Raw genomic sequence first — 20735 nt, 5'->3', positions numbered from 1 at the left:
CGGCACGCCGGCTCACACCGTGCGCGAGTACTGCATCCGCTGCAGCGGCACGGCCGGCGGCTTGCCAAAATAGTCGTCGAACACCATGCACACGTTGCGGATCAACAGGCGCCCTTTCGCACTGACCTCGATGCGGTCCGGCGTCAGCGTGAGCAGGCCGTCCCGTTCGAGTTCGGCGAGCCGCGCCAGTTCGGACGCGAGCTTCGCTGCCGCGTCCACGTCCCAGCGCGCCGACAGTGCCGGCAGGTCGAGCGCGAAGTCGCACATCAGGCGCTGGATCACGTCACGCCGCAGCAGGTCGTCGGCGGACAGCACAAGGCCGCGCGTCACGGGAAGCTCGCCCCGGTCGATGCGCGAATAGTAGGGCTCGAGCGACTTCTCGTTCTGCGCATACGTGCCGTTCACGGCGCTGATCGCGGACACGCCGCACGCGACCATGTCGACTTCCGCATGCGTCGAATAGCCCTGGAAATTGCGGTGCAAGGTGCCGTCGCGCTGTGCGCGCGCGAGTTCGTCGTCCGGCTTGGCGAAATGATCCATGCCGATGTACACATAGCCCGCGGCGCACAACCGCCCGATGCACAGCCCGAGCATCGCCAGCTTCGTGGCGCCGTCCGGCAGGTCCTCGTCGCGGATCAGCTTCTGCGACTTGAACAGCTGCGGCATGTGCGCGTAGTTGTAGACGGAGATGCGGTCCGGCGACGCGGCGATCACCTTGTCGAGCGTCGCGGACATCGTGGCCACGTTCTGCAGCGGCAGGCCGTAGATCAGGTCGATGCTGATCGAACGGAAGCCGGCGTCGCGCGCGGCGCTGATCGCGTCGCGCGTCAGCGCTTCCGGCTGGAGGCGGTTGACGGCGCGCTGCACGTCCTCGTCGAAGTCCTGCACACCGAGCGACAGCCGGTTGAAGCCCTGGCGCCGCAACGTGCGGATACGCGCGCCGTCGACCGTGCGCGGATCGATCTCGATGGAGAATTCGCCCGTGTCGTCTGGCGCGAACGCGAAGCGGCTGCGCAGGTGGCCCAGCAGGTCGCCCATCTGGGCATCGTCGAGGTAAGTCGGCGTGCCGCCGCCGAAGTGCAGCTGTTCGACGAGGGCGTCCTCCGCGAACAGCGCGGCCTGCATATCGATCTCGCGCATCAGGTAGCCGAGGTATTTCACGGCCTTCGTGCGGTCGTGCGTGATGATCTTGTTGCAGGCGCAGTAATAGCACAGCGACTCGCAGAACGGGATGTGCACGTACAGCGACAGCGGCTTGCCTGGCCGCGCGGCGGCGGCCAGGTCGGCGGCGCCGAAGCCCGGCGTGAAGCGGTCGGCCGTCGGATACGACGTGTAGCGGGGCCCGCGCTGGCTCATGCGGGCGATCAGTTCGGGATCGAATTCGATGGTGGGATGCATGGTGGTTCCAGTGACGGTTCAGCCTTCGCGCCCGTCCGGGCGGGCGGCCGACAGGTAAGGCACGTAGACGGCGAGGTAGGCGAGGAAGGCGGCGCTCCAGCACGCGGTGGCGAGCACGAGGCAGGCCATGCGCCACGAAGGCAGCACCGCCGCGGCGAAACGGAACACGACGGCCAGTTGCACGAGCACGAACATCGCGAACTCGCCGCGGCCGGCCTTCAACGGGCGGCCCGTGTGGCCCAGCGCCGTGCGGGTGATCATGCCGATGATCAGCCCGGCCAGCGCGCCCACGGTCACCACGTGCAGCGCCGCGCTGCCGGAGACGACGCCGTACTGCGCGAGCGCCAGCAGGACGAAGCCGAGCGGGATCCAGAAGTAGGACAGGTGCAGGATCCACAACAGCGGATTGCGCCACGTGCGCCACGGCTGCCAGCCGATCAGGCGCGCGGCCTGGCCGACGCCGGCGAACAGCGCGAGGCTGGCCGTCAAGGGCGCCGGCAGGCCGGCCGTCCACGCGACGCCGGCGAGCACCGTGAGGATCAACGCCCACTTGTCGCGACGGGCGTCCTGCACGGGCTGTGTCCCAGGCGCCCCGTTGCGGGTGAACATGGGGATCACGCGGCCGCCGATGACGATCTCGATCACGACGATCAGCATGATGGCCCCGTGCACGGGCGTCAAAGGGTCGAGCGCGGCCCAGTGCAGCGCGGCCGCGTGGTAGCACGCGTTCGCGAGCGTCAACAGGCCAAGCAGACCCACGAGGAACATATTGCGCATATTGCCCGACAGCTTGAACACGCGGTACAGCGGATACGCGGCGATGGGCAGGAATGCGATGTCGACGGCCGCCGCGACGACGGGCGGCGCCGCGACCATCGCGATCCGGCCCGCGATCCAGACGCCGGCGATGGCGGCCAGCGCGCGGCCGCGCGGGGTCCACATTTTCGTCCAGTTGTAGCCGGCCGTGTACAGGAAGCCGACGACGACGGCCAGCGCGAAGCCGAACACCATCTCGTGCATGTGCCAGAACATGTCGATGCGCGCCGGCAGCGGCCACCCGGCCTGCGCCGCGACCCACGCCGGCACGGACACCGCGGCGAACGCGGCGGCCAGCAGGTAGAACGGCCGGAACCCCAGCGCGAACAGGGCGCGGTTGCCACCCGGTGCCGGGGACGGGCGGGCTTCTTCGATGGTCATGAGGGCCATGCTGGCTCCTTGAAAAAAGTGGTATTTCCGTTGCATGTTAAGCGTCGCGCGGACACGCGACAATCGGCCAAAGTGACTAGCCCGCACGGCCGATCGACGGTACCGACGGCCTTTCCTAAACTGGGTCAAGCTTTTCAAATTTAAGCTGCATTCCATATGCAACTAATACCGGAAAGCCTCCACAATGCGGTCCAGGCGCTTCACGGCGTCACCGTTCAACCACCAGTGAAGGAACACAAGCCATGCACGCGACACGCAGACTCTGGACCTGGCTGGCGATCATCTGTGTACTCTCCTTTGCCACGCTCTTGTTCGTGGGCCGGGAAATCTACCTGAAGGCGCCGCCGATCCCCATCGTCAAGGACACCAGCGGCACCGTCCTCTATACCGCAGACCAGGTCACGCTCGGCCAGCAGGCCTGGTTGTCCGCCGGCGGCCAGCAGCTGGGCACCGTCTGGGGCCACGGCAGCTACGTCGCCCCGGACTGGTCGGCCGACTGGCTGCACCGCGAGGCGCTCGCCCTGCAGGACGGCTACGCCCTGCGCGACCACGGCCAACGCTATGCACAGCTCGACGCCGGCCAGCGCGGCCGCATCGACGCCCTCGTCAAGGAGGAACTGCGCCGCAACACGTATGACGCCGCCACCAACACGCTCGTCGTGTCGGGCGACCGCGCCAGCGCGATCCGCGCCGTCGCCGCGCACTACGCGGGCCTGTTCGGCAACGATCCGAAGCTGGACAAGCTGCGCGAACAGTATGCGATGGCAAACGGCTCGCTGCCGGACGCCGACCAGCGCGCCGCGCTGACCGGCTTCTTCTTCTGGTCCGCCTGGGCCGCGGCGACCGACCGTCCGGGCGAACCGGGCCTGTCGTACACGAGCAACTGGCCGCACGAGCCGCTGGTCGGCAACACGCCGACCACGGGCGCCGGCATCTGGTCGATCGCCAGCATCATCCTCATGATCGGGGCGATCGCCGGCATGGTGCTGTTCCACTCCGCGCAGCCCGAAGAAGGCGACCCGCAGCCGCCGAAGGACGACCCGCTGTTCAAGCTGAAGGCCACGCCGTCGATGAAGGCAACGCGCAAATACTTCGCCGTCGTCGTCGCTCTGATCCTCGCGCAGGTCGGCATGGGCGTCATCACGGCGCACTATTCGGTCGAAGGCCACAGCTTCTTCGGTATCCCGCTCGGCGACATCCTGCCGTTCACGATCAGCCGCACCATCCACACGCAGTTCGCCGTGCTGTGGATCGCCACCGCGTGGCTCGCCACGGGCCTGTACATCGCGCCGGCCATCTCGGGCCACGAGCCGCGCTTCCAGGCGCTGGGGGTGAACGTGCTGTTCTACGCGCTGCTGTTCATCGTCGCCGGCTCCACCGCCTGCGGCTGGCTCGGCACCTTGCAGCACCGCGGCATCGACTTCAGCTTCTGGCTCGGCAACCAGGGCCTGGAATTCACGAGCATGGGCCGCATCTGGCAATACCTGCTGTTCGTCGGCCTGCTGTTCTGGGCCTTCCTGCTGGGCCGCGGCCTGTGGCCTGCGTTGCGGAAGCCGTCGGAAAGCCGCGGCCTGATCGCCATGGTGTTCCTGGCCGCCGTCTGCATCGGCGGGTTCTACGCCACGTCGCTGACCTGGGGCCAGCACACGCACTACTCGATGGTCGAGTACTGGAGATGGTGGCTCGTGCACCTGTGGGTCGAAGGCTTCTTCGAAGTGTTCGCCACCGCCGTCATCGCGCTGCTGTTCACCCGCCTGGGCCTGATCCGCGCCGCCACCGCCAACACGGCCATCGTGCTCGAGACCATCGTGTTCCTGTTCGGCGGCATCCTGGGCACCTTGCACCACCTGTACTTCACGGGCACCCCGACGGCCGTGATTGCGATCGGCGCCATGTTCTCCGCGCTGGAAGTCGTGCCGCTGTCGATGATCGGCATCGAGGCCTACCGCAACTACCAGCGCACGAAGGCAGCGCCGTGGGTGGCGAGCTACCGCTGGGCGATCCTGTGCTTCATCGCCGTCGGCTTCTGGAACACGGTGGGCGCCGGCCTGCTGGGCTTCTCGATCAACACCCCGATCGCGCTGTACTACATGCAGGGCCTGAACATGACGGCCGCCCACGGCCACGCCGCCCTCTTTGGCGTGTACGGCATGCTGGGCATCGGCCTGATGCTGTTCTGCCTGCGCGGCCTGACCGACCGCCTCGCGTGGTCCGACGCCCTGCTCAAGCCGATGTTCTGGCTGCTGAACATCGGCCTCGCGATGATGGTGTTCATGGCCCTCGTCCCGGCCGGCATCTACCAGGCCTGGGCCAGCGTCTCGCGCGGCATGTGGTTCGCCCGTTCACCGGAAGTGATCCACTCCGCGTTCATGGAAAACATGGTGTGGCTGCGCGTGCCCGGTGACATCGTGTTCGCGCTGGGCACCCTGTGCCTCGCCCTGTTCGTGCTGCGCGTGCTGCGCCGGCCGGCCCGTCCCGTCGAGGTGCCGATCGAGATCGGCGGCCGACTCGCCGCCAAGGCCGCCCGTCCCACCACGAAGGCCTGAACCCGCGGGCGCCGCCGCCACCCGGCGCGGCGCCCGCCGCATTCGCATCGGAGCGATCATGCGTCTCACCGAACACACCGATTACGCGCTGCGCCTCCTCATGTACCTGGGGAGTCACTGCGGGCGCCTCGCCACCACCGGCGAAGTCGCCACGCTGCACGGCATGTCCCACCACCACCTCACCAAGGTCGTCAACGAGCTGGGTCATGCCGGCTTCGTCGAGACCGTCCGCGGCCGCAGCGGCGGCATCCGCCTGGCGCGCCCGGCCGCCGACATCATGGTCGGCGACGTCGTGCGCCACACGGAGCCGGATTTCCACGTCGTCGCCTGCCTCGACGGCCGCGCGCGCGCGTGCCCGCTGGCCCCCGCGTGCGTGCTCAAAGGCGCGCTGTGCGACGCCACGGAACGTTTCCTCGAATCGCTCGACGGCATCGCGCTGTCTTCGCTCATCGCCCAATCATGAACAACCCTCCCCTGCTCGACGTGCGCGCGCTGCCCGCGCCGGAACCGATGGAACGCGTGCTGGAGGCGCTCGACAATCTCCCGGACGGCGCCGAACTCGCCGTGCTGCTGGCACGCGAACCGCATCCGCTGTACGGCATCCTCGCGCGCATGGGCTATCGCTGGCGCTCCGCGTGGCAGGACGACGGCTGCCTCGTCGCCATCGCGCGGGACACCTGATGCGGCGCGCGCTCGACTACGCGCACATGCCCCCGCCCGGCCTGCCGCTGGGCTTTCTTGTCGTCGCGCCGTGGTTCGGCGTCGTGGCCGGCCTGGTGGCCGCGTGGTACGGCGGCGCCGTCTTTGCCTCGCGCTGGAATCCGGCCACGCTGGCCGTCGTTCACTTCCTCACGCTCGGCTTCCTCACGATGACGATGGCCGGCTCGCTGCTGCAGATCCTGCCCGCCGTCGCCGGCCTGCCACTGCGCTGTCCGCTGCGCCTCGCCGTCTGGATCTGCCCACTGCTGGGCGCCGGCGGCACATTGCTCGCTGCGGGCTTCCTGTCCGGCCGGCCGATCCTCTTCGCAATCGCTTGGGCCCTGCTCGCCGGCGCGTTCGCGCTGCTGTTCACCTGCCTTGTCCCCACGTTATGCCAGCGCACCCTCGCCATGCCGGCCGTCGCGCACATCGTCGCCGGCATGCGCGGCGCCGTCGCCGTGCTGGCGGTGTGCATCGCGGCGGGCCTCGCGCTGGCCGCGTGGCTCGCCGGTGGCCCCGCCGTTCCGGTCCCGCCACTCGTCGACAGTCACGCGGCGCTGGGCTTCGCAGGCTGGGTCGCGCCGCTCGTGATGGCCGTCGGCTTCCAGGTGATCCCCATGTTCCAGGGGACCGATCCATTTTCCGCGGCCGCGCGCCGCTGCGTACCGCTGCTCTTTCTCGCGCTGGCGGCGTGGGTCGCCGGCCGCTGGCTGGACGCCGGCTGGCGCACGGCCGCCGCGCTGGCGGGCGCGCTCGTCGCGACGGCGTGGGCGCTGCAGGCGTGCGCGCTGCTGCTGGGACGCGCACGGACGCGGTCCGCACCGGGCACGGCGCACTGGCTGCTCTCCCTCGCGTCGCTCGTGGCCGCCGCGTGGCTGTTCGCGTGGCCGGGCGAACCGTCGGACGCGCGCACCGTCGCCGTCGGCGCCTTCTTCCTGGCCGGCTTCGCGATGACGGCGGTCCACGGCATGCTGTACCGGATCGTGCCGTTCCTCGTCTGGCACCACCTGCGCGAGCACGCACCGCCCGGCACACGGCTGCCGAAGTTCGCGGATCTGATCGGGCCGCAACGCCAACGCGCGCAGTGGTGGTGGCACGGCGCCGCCGTCGTAGCGGCGCTCGGCGCGTGCGTCTATGCGCCGCTCGCACCGGGTGCCGGTCTACTGCTGGCGGCGGCCAGCGTGCGCGTCGGCCTCGACGTCGGGGCGCCCGTCCTGCGTCACCGCCGCGCATTAAGGTTTGACGGGCGCGGATAACCTCCCGAACGGCCCGTCGCGACGATTCGATGAACAACTGACGCGGGCGCTGCAGCCGATTGACAAGGCGGCCGTGCCGGCTGCATGCTTGTCATGCGATTTTCGAGGATTTTGACTTACATCAACGATCTGCAATCGGCCGCGCCGGTAAGGTGGGCATATGGACAAACTCAAGCAGAATCTCGCCCCCGGCCCGGCCACCTTGCCCGCCGCCCCGTGCCCTCCAGCCTGCCCCGACATCGAACCGCCTACCGTGACGGACCGCATGCTGCATGCGGCGCTCGGACGGATGACGTCCGGCATCTCGCCCGCCGCGCTGGCGCTGGCCTGGACCGACTGGACCTTGCACCTCGCGCTATCGCCCGGCAAATGGGCGCGGCTGTCGGAAAAGGCGCTGCGCAAGGCGGGCCGCTTCGGCGACTACGCCGCGCGCGCCGCGACGGCGGACGCGCAGCCGTGCATCGCGCCGCTGTCGCAGGACCGCCGCTTCAGCGGCGAAGCGTGGCAGCAATGGCCGTTCAACGTCATCCACCAGGGGTTCCTGCTGAACCAGCAGTGGTGGCACAACGTCACGACGGGCATCGGCGGCGTGTCGCCGCACCACGAGCAGGTCGTGTCGTTCGTCGCGCGCCAGCTGCTGGACATCGTCTCGCCCGTGAACTTCGTCGCGACGAACCCGGACGTGCTGCAGGCAACCGTCGAACAGGGCGGCATGAACTTCGTGCACGGCGCGGCCCACCTCGCGGACGACTGGTGGCGCATGCTGACGGAGCGCCCGCCGGCCGGTGCCGAGAATTTCGTCCCCGGCCGCCAGGTCGCCGTCACGCCGGGCCGCGTCGTGCTGCGCAACCGCCTGATGGAACTGATCCAGTACGCGCCCACGACACCCGACGTGCATGCGGAGCCCGTGCTGATCGTACCGGCGTGGATCATGAAGTACTACATCCTCGACCTGTCTCCGCGGAACTCGCTCGTGAAATACCTCGTCGACCGCGGCCACACGGTCTTCATGGTCTCGTGGCACAACCCCGGCGAGGCCGACCGCGACCTCGGCATGGACGACTACCTGCGCCTGGGCGTGCTGGCCGCGCTGGACGCCGTGAGCGCCATCGTGCCCGACCAGCCGATCCATGCGGCCGGCTACTGCCTGGGGGGCACGCTGCTCGCGATCGCCGCGGCCTATCTCGCGCGCCGGCGCGACGAGCGCCTCCACTCGCTGACGCTGCTGGCCGCGCAGACGGACTTCACGGAAGCGGGCGAGCTGTCGCTGTTCATCGACGACAGCGAGTTGGACTATCTGGAAGACATCATGTGGCACCAGGGTTACCTGCAGACGCGCCAGATGGCCGGCGCGTTCCAGCTGCTGCGGTCCAACGACCTCGTATGGTCGCGCATCGTCAACGATTACCTGCTCGGCCAGCGCCAGCCCCTGACCGACCTGATGGCGTGGAACGCGGACGCGACCCGCATGCCCTACCGCATGCACAGCGAATACCTGCGCCGCCTGTTCCTGAAGAACGACCTGTTCGAAGGCCGCTACCGCGTCGACGACCGCCCCGTCGTGCTGGCCGACATCCGCGCGCCCATGTTCGTCGTCGCCACCGAGGCCGACCACGTGGCGCCGTGGAAGTCCGTCTACAAGATCAATCTCGTGGCCGGCGCCGACGTCACGTTCGTGCTCACGAGCGGCGGCCACAATGCCGGCATCGTCAGCGAACCGGGCCACCGCGGCCGCCGCTTCCGCATGGCGCGCCGCACGAACGGCGACCCCTACCTGGCGCCGGACGACTGGGTCGCCGCGACGCCCACGCGCGACGGCTCGTGGTGGCACGCATGGGCCGACTGGCTCGCGGCCGCGAGCAACGGCCGCACGGCGCCGCCAGCGCTGGGCGCACCGGACCAGGGTTACGCGCCGCTGGACGCGGCGCCCGGCCGCTACGTGCTCGAACGCTGACAACGCTGACCTTGCCGCATTCACCGGAGATTTTCATGCAGAACGCACTCATCGACCTGCGCGGCAAGCGCGGTCTCATCCTCGGCATCGCCAACGAACGGAGCATCGCCTACGGTTGCGCGCGCGTCATGGCCGCCTGCGGCGCCGAACTCGCCGTGACTTACCTGAACGCCGACGCCGGACCCCATGTGCGTCCCCTGGCGGAAGCCTTGCGCTGTCCGCTCGTCCTGCCCTGCGACGTGCGCGAGCCGGGCCAGCTGGAAGCCGTGTTCGACACGGTGGGCAGGACGTGGGGCGGCATCGACTTCGTCCTCCACGCGATCGCCTACGCGCCGACGGCCGACCTGCACGGCCGCGTCACCGATTGTTCCGCCGCGGGTTTCGCCCTCGCGATGGACGTGTCGTGCCACTCGTTCATCCGCTGCGCGAAGCTCGCCGAGCCCCTGATGCTGCACGGCGGCAGCCTGCTCACGTTCACGTTCTACGGCGGCGAGAAGGTCGTCCCGCACTACAACCTGATGGGCCCAGTGAAGGCCGCGCTGGAAGCGTCCGTGCGCGTGCTGGCCGCGGAACTGGGCAGCCGCCGCATCCGCGTGAACGCCGTGTCGCCGGGCCCCCTGGGCACGCGCGCCGCGTCGGGCCTCGACCACTTCGACGAGCTGCTGGGCGATGCGTGGACGCGCGCGCCGGAACACATGCTGGCCCGGATCGACGACGTGGGCAACATGGCGGCCTTCCTCGCCAGCGACGCGGCGCGTCTCGTGACGGGCAACATCGAATTCGTCGACGCCGGCTACCACGTGATGGGCTGACCGATGGATACGATCGAAAACCGCACGTTCGACGAACTGAAGGTCGGCGACAGCGCCAGCCTCGCGCGCACGCTCACACGCGCCGACATCGAGCTGTTCGCCGTCATGTCGGGCGACGTGAACCCCGCCCACCTGGACGACGAATACGCGCGCAGCGACATGTTCCACAAGGTGATCGCACATGGCATGTGGAGCGGTGCATTGATCTCCACGGTGCTCGGCACCCAGCTGCCCGGCCCCGGCACGATCTACCTCGGCCAGTCGTTGCGTTTCCTGAAACCGGTAGGGCTCGGCGACACCGTCACCGTCACGCTCACGGTCGCGCGCCTTGACCCGGAAAAACGCCGCGTCGCACTGGACTGCGTCGTCACGAACCAGGACGGCCAGCAGGTCGCGGCCGGCACGGCCGACGTCATCGCGCCGGCCGAGAAGGTCGCACGGCCGCGCGTCGCGCTGCCCGAAGTGCGCCTGCGCGAACGCGGTGGCCGCTACCGCGCGCTGCTGCAGGCCGCGACGGACGTCCCGCGCGTACGCACGGCCGTCGTGCACCCCGTCGACACGGTATCGCTGCTTGGCTTCGTCGAAGCGGCGCGCGAAGGCTTGATCGAGCCCGTGCTCGTCGGACCGGAAGCGAAGATCCGCCAGGCGGCCGCGCATGCGAACGTGGACCTGACGCCGTACCGCATCGTGCCGACGGAGCACAGCCACGCGGCGGCCGACGCGGCGGTGGCGCTGGCACGCTCGGGCGACGTGGGGGCGATCATGAAGGGCGCACTGCACACGGACGAATTGATGCACGCCGTCGTCGCGAAGGACACGGGCTTGCGCACGGGCCGCCGCATCAGCCACGTGTTCGCGATGGACGTCCCCACCTACCCCCGTCCGCTGTTCATCACGGACGCCGCGATCAACGTCTACCCGACACTGGAGGACAAGCGCGACATCGTGCAGAACGCGGTCGACCTCGCGCACGCCCTCGGCATGGCGGCACCCCGCGTGGCGATCCTGTCCGCACTCGAAACTGTGTCCACGAAAATCGCGTCGACGATCGAGGCGGCCGCGCTGTGCAAGATGGCGGAGCGCGGCCAGATCGAGGGCGCCATCGTCGACGGGCCGATGGCGTTCGACCTGGCAGTATCGGCGGAGGCGGCGCAGACGAAAGGGTTCGTGTCGCCCGTCGCCGGGCAGGCCGACATCCTCGTCGTGCCGGACCTCGAGGCGGGCAATATGCTGGCGAAACAGCTCGAATACCTGGCCGAAGCACAGGTCGCGGGCATCGTGCTCGGCGCGCGTGTGCCGATCATCCTCACGAGCCGTGCGGACGGACCGCTGGCCCGGCTCGCGTCGTGCGCGTTGGCGGCCCTGCTCGTACGCAAGAGCGGCGCACCGGCCGTGATCGGATCGCCATGAGCCGCGGCTTCGCCTGTTTCAATGCCGGCTCGTCCAGCATCAAGTTCGCCGTCTACGAAGAACGCGGCGCGGACCTCGTGGCGACGGGGCGCGGGGAGATCGACGGCGGCGACGCCTGCACGCGCCTGCTCGCGTGGGCGCCGGACGGCACGCCCGTCCAGGACACGGCGCTGCCCGCACACGCGGACCACGGCGCCCAGCTCGGCGCGGCCGTCGAGTGGATCGAGAGCCACCTCGCGCCGGCGCGCCTTGCGGCGATCGGCCACCGCGTCGTCCACGGCGGCAATGCCCACGCGGGCCCGGCCCTCGTCACCCCCGCGCTGCTCGAAGTACTCGCGGCGCTGGCCCCACTGGCGCCGCTGCACCAGCCGCACAACCTGGACGCGATCGCCGCGATGGCGCACCTGCATCCGGGCCTGCCGCAAGTCGCCTGCTTCGACACGGCGTTCCATCTCGCCAACCCGCGCGTCGCCCGGCTGTATGCGCTGCCACGCGCGCTCGCCGACGAAGGCCTGCTGCGCTACGGCTTCCACGGGCTGTCGTACCGCCACATCGCCGACGTGCTGCCCGCGCTGGAGCCGCGCGCGCGCGGCCGCGTCGTCGTCGCCCACCTCGGCAGCGGCGCCAGCATGTGTGCAATGATCGAGGGCCGCAGCGTCGCCACGTCGATGGGATTTTCCGCCCTCGACGGCCTGCCGATGGCCACGCGCTGCGGCAGCATCGACCCCGGCCTCGTGCTGCACCTGCTGCGATCGAAGCACCTCGACGCGAACGGGCTGGAACACATGCTGTACCGCGACAGCGGCCTGCTGGGCCTGTCCGGCGTCAGCGGCGACATGCGCGCGCTGCTGGCCAGCGACGATGCTGCCGCGCGCGAGGCGGTCGACGTGTTCGTGTACCGCATCGCGCGCGAACTGGGCTCGCTGGCCGCGGCGGCCGGGGGGCTGGACGTGCTCGTGTTCACGGGCGGCATCGGCGAGCATGCGGCCGAGATCCGCGCGTGCGTCTGCGCGCAGGCCGCGTGGCTCGGCGTGCGCATCGATCCGGACGAGAACCTGGCAGGCGGCCCGCGCCTGCATGCGGCCGACAGCGCCGTCGCCGTGTGGGCGCTACCCGCGGACGAGGAAAGCGTGATCGCCCGCGAGACCCGGGCCGTCGTGGACGGCTACCCTTCGTAGGCGCGCAGCCCGGCCGCGTCGACGATCTCGATCTCGCGCCCGGCCACGCGCACGAGCTCACGCCGCGCCAGGTCGTGCAGCACGCGCGAAAAATACTCGGGCGTGATGTTCAGGCGCGACGCGACGAGGCGCTTGCTGACGGACAGCCGCACCGTCGCGCCGGACGTGGGCGCATCCTTCAGCAGGTAGTCGACGACGCGCTGGCCGCCCGTGTGCAACGTGTACGACTCCACGTCCGCCACGAGGCCGTGCAGGCGCCGGCTCATCCCGGCCAGCATGCGGCGGGCAAACGCGGGGCTGCGTTCCAACTCGGCGAAGATGGCATCCTTGCCGACGTGGAGCAGCAGACAATCGTCCAGCGCCGTCGCCGTCACGAAATACGGCTTGTCCATGAACATGACGGCCTCGCCGAACGTCTTGCCCGGCCCCAGGATCTCGATGACTTTCTCCTGGCCCTGTGCCGAGACAAACGCCAGTTTCACCTGCCCGTACAGGATCGTGTGGAAACCGAGACACGGGTCGCCGCGCCGGACGATGTGGCGGCCGCGCTCCACGTGGCGCTCCACCGCGGCCGCGCCGACGGCGCGCAATTCGTCGTCGCCGAGGTCGGAAAACAGCGGCAGGCGGCGCAGGAAGGTGCAAGGGTCGATGGCGGGCACGGGGCGCTCCGGTGGCGGATGGGGGAATACCCTTATTGTCGCAAGGGTCGTCCGCGCAGGCGATACGCCGGAATGACTAGGCCGCGTACGCCGTCGTGCCGACTGCCGCGCGCGCGTGCCTTGCCTACAATCGGCACATTCCCCTCGTCACGGACCGACCATGCAACTCGCCGATTTTTCCGATTTCCTCGCCGCCGCACGCACCCAGCCCGAGGCGCAGCGTCTTCTTTTCGTGTTCGCCGTCGCGGAACTGCCGCAGGCGCACAGCCCGGGCCAGGCCCGGCGCTTCGAGGAAGGACGCGGCGGCGCGCTGGCGCCCGTCATGTGCGTCGACAAGGGGCTCGACGAACTCGATGGCTTCGCCGCGCTCGCCGAGGAGTCGCGCGCGACGGGCCAGCCATGGGACATGGTCTTCGTCGCCGCGCTGGCGGGAGAGCAAGGCGCCGCGCCGCAGCCGGCCGGCATCGAGCGTGGCCTGAAGATGATGATCGACGCCGTACACCGTGGCGCCATCGAACGCTTCCTCGCGTTCGATACGCAAGGCGACGCCGTGCGATTTGCTTGAACGGGTTTAAGGCGGCGCGGTCGCTCGCTCTCTAAGCTGGCTGGGTTACCGTTCGCATCCCAGCCATGACCTCCACCTCCGCTCCCGCCTCCCCTCTTCTCGAACTCGTCTGTCCCGCCGGCAGCCTGCCGGCCCTCAAGGCCGCCGTCGACAACGGCGCCGACTGCGTCTACCTCGGCTTTCGCGACGCCACCAATGCCCGCAACTTCGCGGGCCTCAATTTCGGCGAAGACGCCATCCTCGAAGGCATACGCTATGCCCATGCGCGCGGGCGCAAGGTCTTCCTTGCGTTGAACACCTATCCGCAACCCTGTGCGGACGACCTGTGGCGGCGTGCCCTCGACCGCGCGGCCACGCACGGCATCGACGCGGTCATCCTCGCCGACCCTGGCCTGATGGAGTACGCGGCACGTGTGCATCCCGCGCTGCGCCTGCACCTCTCCGTGCAGGGCTCCGCCACGAACGTGGACGCCATCGCGTTCTACCACCGCCACTTCGGCATCGCCCGCGCCGTGCTGCCGCGCGTGCTGTCGCTGGCGCAGGTCGAGCAGGTGATCGCGAACACGCCCGTGGAGATCGAAGTGTTCGGCTTCGGCAGCCTGTGCGTGATGGCGGAAGGACGCTGCCAGCTGTCGTCGTACGCCACGGGCGAGTCGCCGAACACGCACGGCGTGTGCTCGCCAGCGAAGGCCGTGCGCTGGCAGCGCACGCCGCGCGCGCTGGAGGCGCGCCTGTACGACGTGCTGATCGACCGCTACGAAGACGGCGAGCAGGCCGGCTATCCCACCTTGTGCAAGGGCCGCTTCGTCGTCGACGGCGAAACCTATTACGCCATCGAGGAACCGGCGAGCCTGAACACGCTCGAAATCCTGCCGAAGCTCCTCGCGGCGGGCGCCCGCGCCGTCAAGATCGAAGGCCGCCAACGCAGCCCCGCCTACGTGGCGCAAGTCACGGGCGTGTGGCGCGCCGCCATCGACAGTTGCCTCGCCGAGCGCCAGCGCTACGTCGTCAAGCGCGACTGGATGGCCCTGCTCGACAACGTGGCCGAGGGCAGCCAGCACACGCTCGGCGCCTACCACCGCCCCTGGAAATGACCCCGCACCGAAAGACCACCATGAAGATTGCCCTCGGGCCCCTGCAATACTACTGGCCGCGCGACACGGTGTTCGCGTTCTACGACGCGATGGCCGCCACACCCGTCGACATCGTCTATCTCGGCGAAACCGTCTGCTCGCGCCGCCACGAGCTGCGCCAGTCCGACTGGCTCGCGCTGGCGGACCGCCTGGCCGCCGCCGGCAAGGAGGTCGTGCTGTCGACCCAGGTGCTGATCGAGTCCGGTCCCGACCTGTCCGTGCTGCGCCGCATCGCCGGCAACGGCCGCTACCTCGTGGAGGCGAACGACATGGGGGCCGTGCACTGCGTCGACGGCCGCCCGTTCGTCGCGGGCCCGCACCTGAACGTGTACAACCCCGCGACGCTCGCCCTGCTCGCGCGCGCGGGCGCCACGCGCTGGGTGATGCCGCTGGAGATGTCCGCGACCGGCCTCGCGGCGATGCACGCGGCGCTGCCGACCGGCCTCGTGGAGACGGAAGTGTTCGCGTACGGCCGCCTGCCGCTCGCGTTTTCCGCGCGCTGCTTCACGGCACGCCAGCGCAACCTGCCGAAGGACGACTGCCGCTTCAGCTGTCTCGAGCATCCGGACGGCCTGCTGCTCGAGACCCAGGACAAGCGCCCGTTCCTCGTCCTGAACGGCATCCAGACGCAATCGGCGAAGGTCTACAACCTCGTCGACGAACTGCCTGCGATGCGCGACATGGGCGTGGCCGTCGCGCGCCTCAGCCCCCAGTCGGCCCACATGGCGGACATCGTCGGCATCGTGCGCGACGTGCTGGCGGGTACGCTGCCGGGACCTGCGGCGCGGCGCCGCCTGGAAGCGCTGCAGCCCGCGGAAGCCTGCAACGGCTTCTGGCACGGCCGCCCGGGACTCGACGATGCCGCCGCGTGAAGGGAGCGCCGCGATGAAAGACATTCCTCCGTTCCGCGTGCCGGCACCGCTGCGCCACGTCCTGTCCCTGCTGCCGGGCCGGCCCGGCGCCCGGCTGTTCGCCGCCGGCCTCAACACCGTGCTCGCGCCACACGTCGATGCGGACGCGCGCCAGGCGCTCGAAGGCCGGCGCCTGCGCCTGTCCGTGCTCGACGCGGGTCTCACGTTCGACGCCGTGTGGCGCGGCCGTGCGTTCGCCGCGGCCCACGGTCCGGGCGAACCGGAGCTCGTGATCGCGGCCACCTTGTACGACCTGGGGCGCCTCGCGACGCGCAAGGAAGATCCGGACACGCTGTTCTTCAGCCGCCGGCTCGTCATGGAGGGCGATACGGAGCTGGGCCTGCTCATCAAGAATACGCTTGACGCCATCGACGGCCCGCTGTTCGACCGGCTGCGTCCGCGCCGCCGCACCTGCTGAAAGGAGGCCCGCGATGGGCAAGGACCGATCCGTATTCCCCCTCGTGTATTCCTGCTCCGGCTGTTCCAGCGCGGCGCAGATGGCCAACCACATCGCGCTCGAACTGGACCGGCGCGGCGTCGCCGGGATGTCGTGCATCGCCGGCGTCGGCGGCGACGTGCCGTCGCTCGTCAAGCTGGCCAAGTCCGGCCGGCCCGTCGTCGCCGTGGACGGCTGCCCGCTCGCGTGCGCGCGCAACTGCCTCGCGCGACATGGCGTCGTACCCGACCGGCACTGGCAGCTCGGCGAGCACGGCGTGCGCAAGCGCTACCACATGCAGTTCGACCCTGACCAGGCCGAGGCGCTCACGCAGCAGGTGGCCGAGCAGGTGGCCGCACTCGCGCCGGAGCACACCGACCTTCAACCAGTTTAGTAAAGCCTGACCACCACCGAGACAACGATGAACGCAAACGACACCCTGTTTTCCACGCCGATGCCGCCGCAGGAGGTATCCGTCGACGTACTGTCCGAAAAATACGCGAAGGGCGACGAGACGACGGTCGCGCACGTGCGCGCCCGCGTGGCCCGCGCGCTGGCCGCCCACGAAACCGAGGCGCTGCGCCTCGAGATGGAGCAGCGCTTCCTGTGGGCGCAGGACCACGGCTTCGTGCCGGCCGGCCGCATCAACTCCGCGGCCGGCCGAGGAATGAAGGCGACGTTGATGAACTGTTTCGTGCAGCCCGTCGGCGATGCCATCAGCGGCCGCGTCGACGGTGTGCCCGGCATCTACGGTGCCGTCGCGGAAAGTGCCGAGACCATGCGCCGCGGCGGCGGCGTCGGCTACGACTTCAGTGCCATCCGTCCCGCCGGAAGCCTCGTGAAAGGCACGCAGTCGCGTGCGTCCGGCCCCGTGTCGTACATGGCCGTGTTCGACGCGTCGTGCCGCACCGTCGAATCGGCCGGCGCCCGCCGCGGCGCCCAGATGGGCGTACTGCGGATCGACCACCCCGACATCGAAGCCTTCGTCGCCGCCAAGGACAACGGCGCCTTCAGCAATTTCAACCTGTCCGTCGGCGTCACGGACGCGTTCATGCGCGCCGTGCTGGACGACGGACCGTTCGACCTCGTGCACGCGGCCGAGCCGGGGCCGGGCGCGCACACGGACAGCGCGTGGCCCCGCCCGGACGGCACCTGGGTCTACCGCACGGTGCGCGCACGCGACTTGTGGGACAAGGTGATCCGCTCCACCTACGACCACGCGGAACCGGGCGTGCTGTTCCTCGACCGTATCAACGGCGAGAACAACCTGCACTACGCCGAAACGCTGGCTGCCACGAACCCGTGCGGCGAACAGCCGCTGCCGCCGTACGGCTGCTGCGACCTCGGGTCGCTCGACCTGACGCGCTTCGTGCGCCGCCCGTTCACGGCGGAGGCCAGCTTCGACTTCGACACGATGCGCGAAGTGGCCGCGGTCGGCGTGCGCATGCTCGACCTGGCGCTCGACGCCACCGAGTGGCCGCTCCCGCAGCAGGCCGAGGAAGGCCGCAACAAGCGCCGCGTCGGCATGGGGTTCCTGGGCCTGGGCAGTGCCCTCGTCATGCTGGGCCTGCGCTACGACGCCGACGAAGGGCGCGCGTTCGCGGCCGACGTGGCGCGCGAGCTGCGTGATGCCGCGTACGGCGCGTCGGTCGAGCTGGCGCGCGAAAAAGGCGCATTCCCCCTGTTCGACGCGGAGCGCTACCTGGACGGCGCATTCGCGCGCCGCCTGCCGGACGCACTGCGCGAACGCATTGCGACGTACGGCATCCGCAATTCGCACCTGCTGTCGATCGCGCCCACAGGCACGATCGCGCTGGCGTTCGCGGACAATGCGTCGAACGGCATCGAGCCCGCGTTCTCGTGGACGTACCAGCGCAAGAAGCGCATGCCCGACGACAGCACCCGTACGTACGAAGTGGCGGACCACGCGTGGCGCCTGTACCGCCACCTGGGCCACGACGTGGGCGCGGATGCCCTGCCCCGGCACTTCGTCACGGCGCTGGAGATGGCCGCGCACGACCACCTGCGCATGATGGCGGCCGTCCAGCCTTACGTGGACGGGGCGATCTCGAAGACGGTGAACGTGCCCGCCGACTATCCGTACGAGGATTTCAAGGACCTGTACACGGACGCCTGGCTGGCGGGCCTCAAGGGCCTCGCGACGTACCGCCCGAACGACGTCACGGGCAGCGTGCTGAGCGTGGCCCCGGCGCCGACGGCCGAGGAAGCGGACGAGGATGACGACGACGACCCGCTGCGCAAGCGCTTCGAGAGCCGTCCGCCAGGCGAGCTGGAATCGGTCACGTCGAAAGTCGAGTACACGACGCAGGAAGGCAAGAAGACCGTGTACCTGACGATCAGCTTCATGCGCGTCGAGGGACGCCTGCGCGGCCGCACCGTCGCGATCGAGCGGCCGTTCGAGTTCTTCATGCCCGCGAACCAGCGCAGCGAAGGCCAGCAATGGATCACGTCGACGATGCGCCTGCTGTCGCTCGCGGCGCGCGCCGGCGGCTCCGTCGCGAAGGCGCTGGCGGACATGCGCGCCGTCGTGTGGGAGAAAGGCCCCGTGCGCTGCGGCCACCTGACGCGTGCCGATGGCGTACAGGTCCCGGTCTACCACGATTCCGAAGTCGCGGCGATCGCGTACATGCTGCAGCAGATGCTGATCAAGCGCGGCTTCCTGGAAGCGTACGGCAACCAGGTCCCCGTCGAGCGCCTGGACCGGCTGCTCGCCCTGCGCGGGACCGCGCAAGCGCTGCCGGACGCGCCCGCGCCGGCGCCGGCGGGAACGGCCGCCAAGTGCCCGGAATGCGGGGCGCGCGCGTTGCACAAGGTCGACGGCTGCACCCGCTGCACGGCGTGCCATTACCTGGGCGGCTGCGCGTGACGTCGTAAAACCTGAAACCGGTTCAAGGACAGGCCGCCCCGCGCGGCCTAATCTGGAGGTGTACCAACCAACGACAGATCGCAAAGGAGCATCATGCAACACGAATTCGAGTTTTCCGCCCCCCTGGCCTTCGCCGACGTCGAACGCCTCACCAGCGCCCTTTGCAGCGTGCCCGGCGTGCGGGGCGTCGACCTCACGCCCGGCGGCCGCCAGATGCACGTGGAGTTCGACGAGGGCGCCACGTCGACACAGGCCATCACCGCCGCCATGGCGGGTGCGGGTTACGCCGAGGCCCGCGCCGAGCGCGAGGAACGTTCCGGCTGCTGCGGCGGGTGCTGCGGTGGCTGACGTCATGGGCGCCGACCGCTGCGTGCGGCGCCACGCGCGGCTCGCCGCGGTCATGACGGCGCCAATGGCCCTGATGCCCGCCGTACTGGCCTGGCAGGAATGGGCGGCGGGCGACCGGCTCGCCACCTGGGCCGGTGCCGGCGTCGCCGCGCTCGCGATGGCCGGCGCCGTCGCCGGCATCGATGCGCTGATGCGCCGGCACGGCGCCTAGTCCGAAAGAACTACCCGGCGTCCTCCGTCATGCCGACTGTCAGGGCGCCTCCCGCCCCCTACAATCGGAACCAACCACTTCACGGAGAACCGTCATGTTGCGCGACCGCTACGGCCGAACGATCGAATACCTGCGCCTGTCCGTGACCGATCGCTGCGACCTGCGCTGCACGTATTGCATGCCGACGGGCTTCAAGGGCTTCGAGGAGCCGGCCGACTGGCTCACGTTCGACGAGATCGAGCGCCTGCTGCGCGCGTTCGCCCGCCTGGGCACGCGCCGCATCCGCCTCACGGGCGGCGAACCGCTGCTGCGGCGCCACGTCACCGACCTCGCCGGCCGCATCGCCGCCATCGACGGCGTCACGGACCTGTCGCTGTCGACCAATGCCACGCAGCTACGGCGCCATGCGGCCGCGCTGCGCGGGGCCGGTGTCTCCCGCATCAACGTCAGCCTCGACACGCTGGACCGCGCCTGCATGCAGGCCATCACGGGACGCGACAGCCACACACAAGTCATGGACGGCATCATGGCCGCCAGGGACGCGGGGTTCGATCCCATCAAGATCAATATGGTGGCGATGCGCGGCGTGAACGACGGCGAGATCGACCGCATGGCCGAGTTCTGCATCGAGCACGGCTTCGTGCTGCGCCTGATCGAGGTGATGCCCATGGGTGCCACGGGCCGCAACTCGGCCTACCTGGACCTGCAGCCCGTGCAGGCACGCCTGCGCGACCGGTTCGACCTCGTCCCGCAGGCGCTGGAACTGGGCGGCGGGCCCGCGCGCTATCTCGCCACGCGCGACGGCAAGAGCAGCATCGGCTTCATCACGCCGCTGTCGCAGCATTTCTGCGCCACCTGCAACCGCGTGCGCCTGTCCGTCGACGGCACCTTGTACCTGTGCCTGGGGCAGGAAGAGAAATTCGAATTCCGGCCGCTGCTGCGCGGCGGCGCCAGCGACGCGGAGCTGGAAGCGGCGATCCGCCAGGCCATCGAACTCAAGCCGCACAAGCACGATTTCATGGCGCAGCCGGAAAAGATCGTCCGCTTCATGTCGCAGACGGGAGGCTGACGTGCACGACATCGAGCAATTCATCCGCGGTTTCGCGCAGTTCCAGCAGCGGCTCAT

General features: G+C 69.7%; 20 protein-coding genes. 17 read left to right on the top strand and 3 right to left on the bottom strand.

Annotated features, from left to right (window positions below; genetic code table 11):
* Positions 1-12: 12 nt before the first annotated feature.
* Both hemN and NX784_RS20545 read right to left on the bottom strand, forming a co-directional pair.
* Positions 13-1398, bottom strand: a complete 1386-nt coding sequence (hemN, locus tag NX784_RS20550; protein WP_258818555.1) for an oxygen-independent coproporphyrinogen III oxidase — start codon at positions 1396-1398, stop codon at positions 13-15.
* Positions 1399-1416: 18 nt separating this feature from the next.
* The gene (locus NX784_RS20545; RefSeq protein ID WP_258818554.1) at positions 1417-2604 is read right to left on the bottom strand and encodes an NnrS family protein; all 1188 of its coding nucleotides are present in this window, start codon (positions 2602-2604) and stop codon (positions 1417-1419) included.
* Between the two features lie 242 nt (positions 2605-2846).
* Here NX784_RS20545 and NX784_RS20540 point away from each other — a divergent pair, with 242 nt between their 5' ends.
* The 8 genes from NX784_RS20540 to NX784_RS20505 all read left to right on the top strand — a co-directional run bounded on the left by NX784_RS20540 (position 2847) and on the right by NX784_RS20505 (position 12459).
* A complete protein-coding gene (locus NX784_RS20540; protein ID WP_258818553.1) occupies positions 2847-5150 on the top strand; it encodes a nitric-oxide reductase large subunit in 2304 nt (767 codons plus the stop codon).
* 58 nt (positions 5151-5208) lie between these two features.
* Positions 5209-5613, top strand: a complete 405-nt coding sequence (locus NX784_RS20535; RefSeq protein WP_258818552.1) for an Rrf2 family transcriptional regulator — start codon at positions 5209-5211, stop codon at positions 5611-5613.
* Positions 5610-5831 carry a DUF2249 domain-containing protein gene (locus NX784_RS20530; RefSeq protein WP_258818551.1) on the top strand — a complete coding sequence of 74 codons (222 nt, stop codon included), beginning with the start codon at positions 5610-5612 and terminating at the stop codon, positions 5829-5831. Before NX784_RS20535 ends, NX784_RS20530 begins: the two co-directional genes overlap by 4 nt.
* A complete protein-coding gene (locus NX784_RS20525) occupies positions 5831-7105 on the top strand; it encodes a hypothetical protein (RefSeq protein ID WP_258818550.1) in 1275 nt (424 codons plus the stop codon). The genes NX784_RS20530 and NX784_RS20525 overlap by 1 nt, the downstream gene beginning before the upstream one ends.
* Before the next feature lie 160 nt (positions 7106-7265).
* Positions 7266-9059, top strand: a complete 1794-nt coding sequence (locus NX784_RS20520; protein WP_370662955.1) for a PHA/PHB synthase family protein — start codon at positions 7266-7268, stop codon at positions 9057-9059.
* Positions 9060-9109: 50 nt separating this feature from the next.
* Positions 9110-9871, top strand: a complete 762-nt coding sequence (gene fabI, locus NX784_RS20515; RefSeq protein ID WP_258818606.1) for an enoyl-ACP reductase FabI — start codon at positions 9110-9112, stop codon at positions 9869-9871.
* A gap of 3 nt (positions 9872-9874) precedes the next feature.
* Positions 9875-11281 carry a bifunctional enoyl-CoA hydratase/phosphate acetyltransferase gene (locus NX784_RS20510; RefSeq protein ID WP_258818549.1) on the top strand — a complete coding sequence of 469 codons (1407 nt, stop codon included), beginning with the start codon at positions 9875-9877 and terminating at the stop codon, positions 11279-11281.
* The gene (locus NX784_RS20505) at positions 11278-12459 is read left to right on the top strand and encodes an acetate/propionate family kinase (protein ID WP_258818548.1); all 1182 of its coding nucleotides are present in this window, start codon (positions 11278-11280) and stop codon (positions 12457-12459) included. The genes NX784_RS20510 and NX784_RS20505 overlap by 4 nt, the downstream gene beginning before the upstream one ends.
* Here the strand turns inward: NX784_RS20505 and NX784_RS20500 are convergent.
* On the bottom strand, positions 12447-13118 hold the full coding sequence (locus NX784_RS20500; RefSeq protein WP_258818547.1) for a Crp/Fnr family transcriptional regulator: 672 nt from the start codon (positions 13116-13118) through the stop codon (positions 12447-12449). The two genes, NX784_RS20505 and NX784_RS20500, sit on opposite strands and share 13 nt — an antisense overlap.
* A 160-nt stretch (positions 13119-13278) precedes the next feature.
* On the opposite strand from NX784_RS20500, the gene NX784_RS20495 reads away from it, so the two are divergent.
* From NX784_RS20495 to moaA, 9 genes are all read left to right on the top strand, one after another.
* Complete coding sequence (locus tag NX784_RS20495; RefSeq protein ID WP_258818546.1) at positions 13279-13683, top strand: ribonucleotide reductase subunit alpha; 405 nt, start codon at positions 13279-13281, stop codon at positions 13681-13683.
* 65 nt (positions 13684-13748) lie between these two features.
* Entirely contained in the window at positions 13749-14777 is a 1029-nt protein-coding gene (gene ubiU, locus NX784_RS20490; RefSeq protein ID WP_258818545.1) for a ubiquinone anaerobic biosynthesis protein UbiU, read from the top strand.
* Positions 14778-14797: 20 nt separating this feature from the next.
* Entirely contained in the window at positions 14798-15688 is an 891-nt protein-coding gene (ubiV, locus tag NX784_RS20485) for a ubiquinone anaerobic biosynthesis protein UbiV (protein ID WP_258818544.1), read from the top strand.
* A 13-nt stretch (positions 15689-15701) separates the two neighbouring features.
* Positions 15702-16145, top strand: a complete 444-nt coding sequence (ubiT, locus tag NX784_RS20480; RefSeq protein WP_258818543.1) for a ubiquinone anaerobic biosynthesis accessory factor UbiT — start codon at positions 15702-15704, stop codon at positions 16143-16145.
* A 13-nt stretch (positions 16146-16158) separates the two neighbouring features.
* Positions 16159-16557, top strand: coding sequence for a putative zinc-binding protein (locus NX784_RS20475; RefSeq protein ID WP_258818542.1), 399 nt, complete (start codon positions 16159-16161; stop codon positions 16555-16557).
* Positions 16558-16584: 27 nt separating this feature from the next.
* Positions 16585-19050: an adenosylcobalamin-dependent ribonucleoside-diphosphate reductase gene (locus NX784_RS20470; RefSeq protein ID WP_258818541.1), complete on the top strand. Its 2466-nt coding sequence runs from the start codon at positions 16585-16587 to the stop codon at positions 19048-19050.
* 93 nt (positions 19051-19143) lie between these two features.
* Entirely contained in the window at positions 19144-19398 is a 255-nt protein-coding gene (locus tag NX784_RS20465; RefSeq protein WP_258818540.1) for a heavy-metal-associated domain-containing protein, read from the top strand.
* Positions 19391-19609, top strand: coding sequence for a hypothetical protein (locus NX784_RS20460; protein WP_258818539.1), 219 nt, complete (start codon positions 19391-19393; stop codon positions 19607-19609). Before NX784_RS20465 ends, NX784_RS20460 begins: the two co-directional genes overlap by 8 nt.
* A gap of 94 nt (positions 19610-19703) precedes the next feature.
* Entirely contained in the window at positions 19704-20678 is a 975-nt protein-coding gene (gene moaA, locus NX784_RS20455) for a GTP 3',8-cyclase MoaA (protein WP_258818538.1), read from the top strand.
* The last annotated feature ends 57 nt before the right edge of the window (positions 20679-20735 follow it).

It is taken from the genome of Massilia pinisoli, from assembly GCF_024753285.1.
GTDB lineage: Bacteria > Pseudomonadota > Gammaproteobacteria > Burkholderiales > Burkholderiaceae_D > Telluria > Telluria pinisoli.
Note: the sequence above shows the minus strand (reverse complement) of the source record. Positions and strands in the feature narration are given on the sequence as shown.

Coding starts and splice junctions, on each gene's coding strand:
- hemN (WP_258818555.1), bottom strand. CDS start 1,398: ATGCATCCCACCATCGAATTCGATCCCGAACTGATCGCCCGCATGAGC.
- NX784_RS20545 (WP_258818554.1), bottom strand. CDS start 2,604: ATGGCCCTCATGACCATCGAAGAAGCCCGCCCGTCCCCGGCACCGGGT.
- NX784_RS20540 (WP_258818553.1), top strand. CDS start 2,847: ATGCACGCGACACGCAGACTCTGGACCTGGCTGGCGATCATCTGTGTA.
- NX784_RS20535 (WP_258818552.1), top strand. CDS start 5,209: ATGCGTCTCACCGAACACACCGATTACGCGCTGCGCCTCCTCATGTAC.
- NX784_RS20530 (WP_258818551.1), top strand. CDS start 5,610: ATGAACAACCCTCCCCTGCTCGACGTGCGCGCGCTGCCCGCGCCGGAA.
- NX784_RS20525 (WP_258818550.1), top strand. CDS start 5,831: ATGCGGCGCGCGCTCGACTACGCGCACATGCCCCCGCCCGGCCTGCCG.
- NX784_RS20520 (WP_370662955.1), top strand. CDS start 7,266: ATGGACAAACTCAAGCAGAATCTCGCCCCCGGCCCGGCCACCTTGCCC.
- NX784_RS20510 (WP_258818549.1), top strand. CDS start 9,875: ATGGATACGATCGAAAACCGCACGTTCGACGAACTGAAGGTCGGCGAC.
- NX784_RS20505 (WP_258818548.1), top strand. CDS start 11,278: ATGAGCCGCGGCTTCGCCTGTTTCAATGCCGGCTCGTCCAGCATCAAG.
- NX784_RS20495 (WP_258818546.1), top strand. CDS start 13,279: ATGCAACTCGCCGATTTTTCCGATTTCCTCGCCGCCGCACGCACCCAG.
- ubiU (WP_258818545.1), top strand. CDS start 13,749: ATGACCTCCACCTCCGCTCCCGCCTCCCCTCTTCTCGAACTCGTCTGT.
- ubiV (WP_258818544.1), top strand. CDS start 14,798: ATGAAGATTGCCCTCGGGCCCCTGCAATACTACTGGCCGCGCGACACG.
- ubiT (WP_258818543.1), top strand. CDS start 15,702: ATGAAAGACATTCCTCCGTTCCGCGTGCCGGCACCGCTGCGCCACGTC.
- NX784_RS20475 (WP_258818542.1), top strand. CDS start 16,159: ATGGGCAAGGACCGATCCGTATTCCCCCTCGTGTATTCCTGCTCCGGC.
- NX784_RS20470 (WP_258818541.1), top strand. CDS start 16,585: ATGAACGCAAACGACACCCTGTTTTCCACGCCGATGCCGCCGCAGGAG.
- NX784_RS20465 (WP_258818540.1), top strand. CDS start 19,144: ATGCAACACGAATTCGAGTTTTCCGCCCCCCTGGCCTTCGCCGACGTC.
- moaA (WP_258818538.1), top strand. CDS start 19,704: ATGTTGCGCGACCGCTACGGCCGAACGATCGAATACCTGCGCCTGTCC.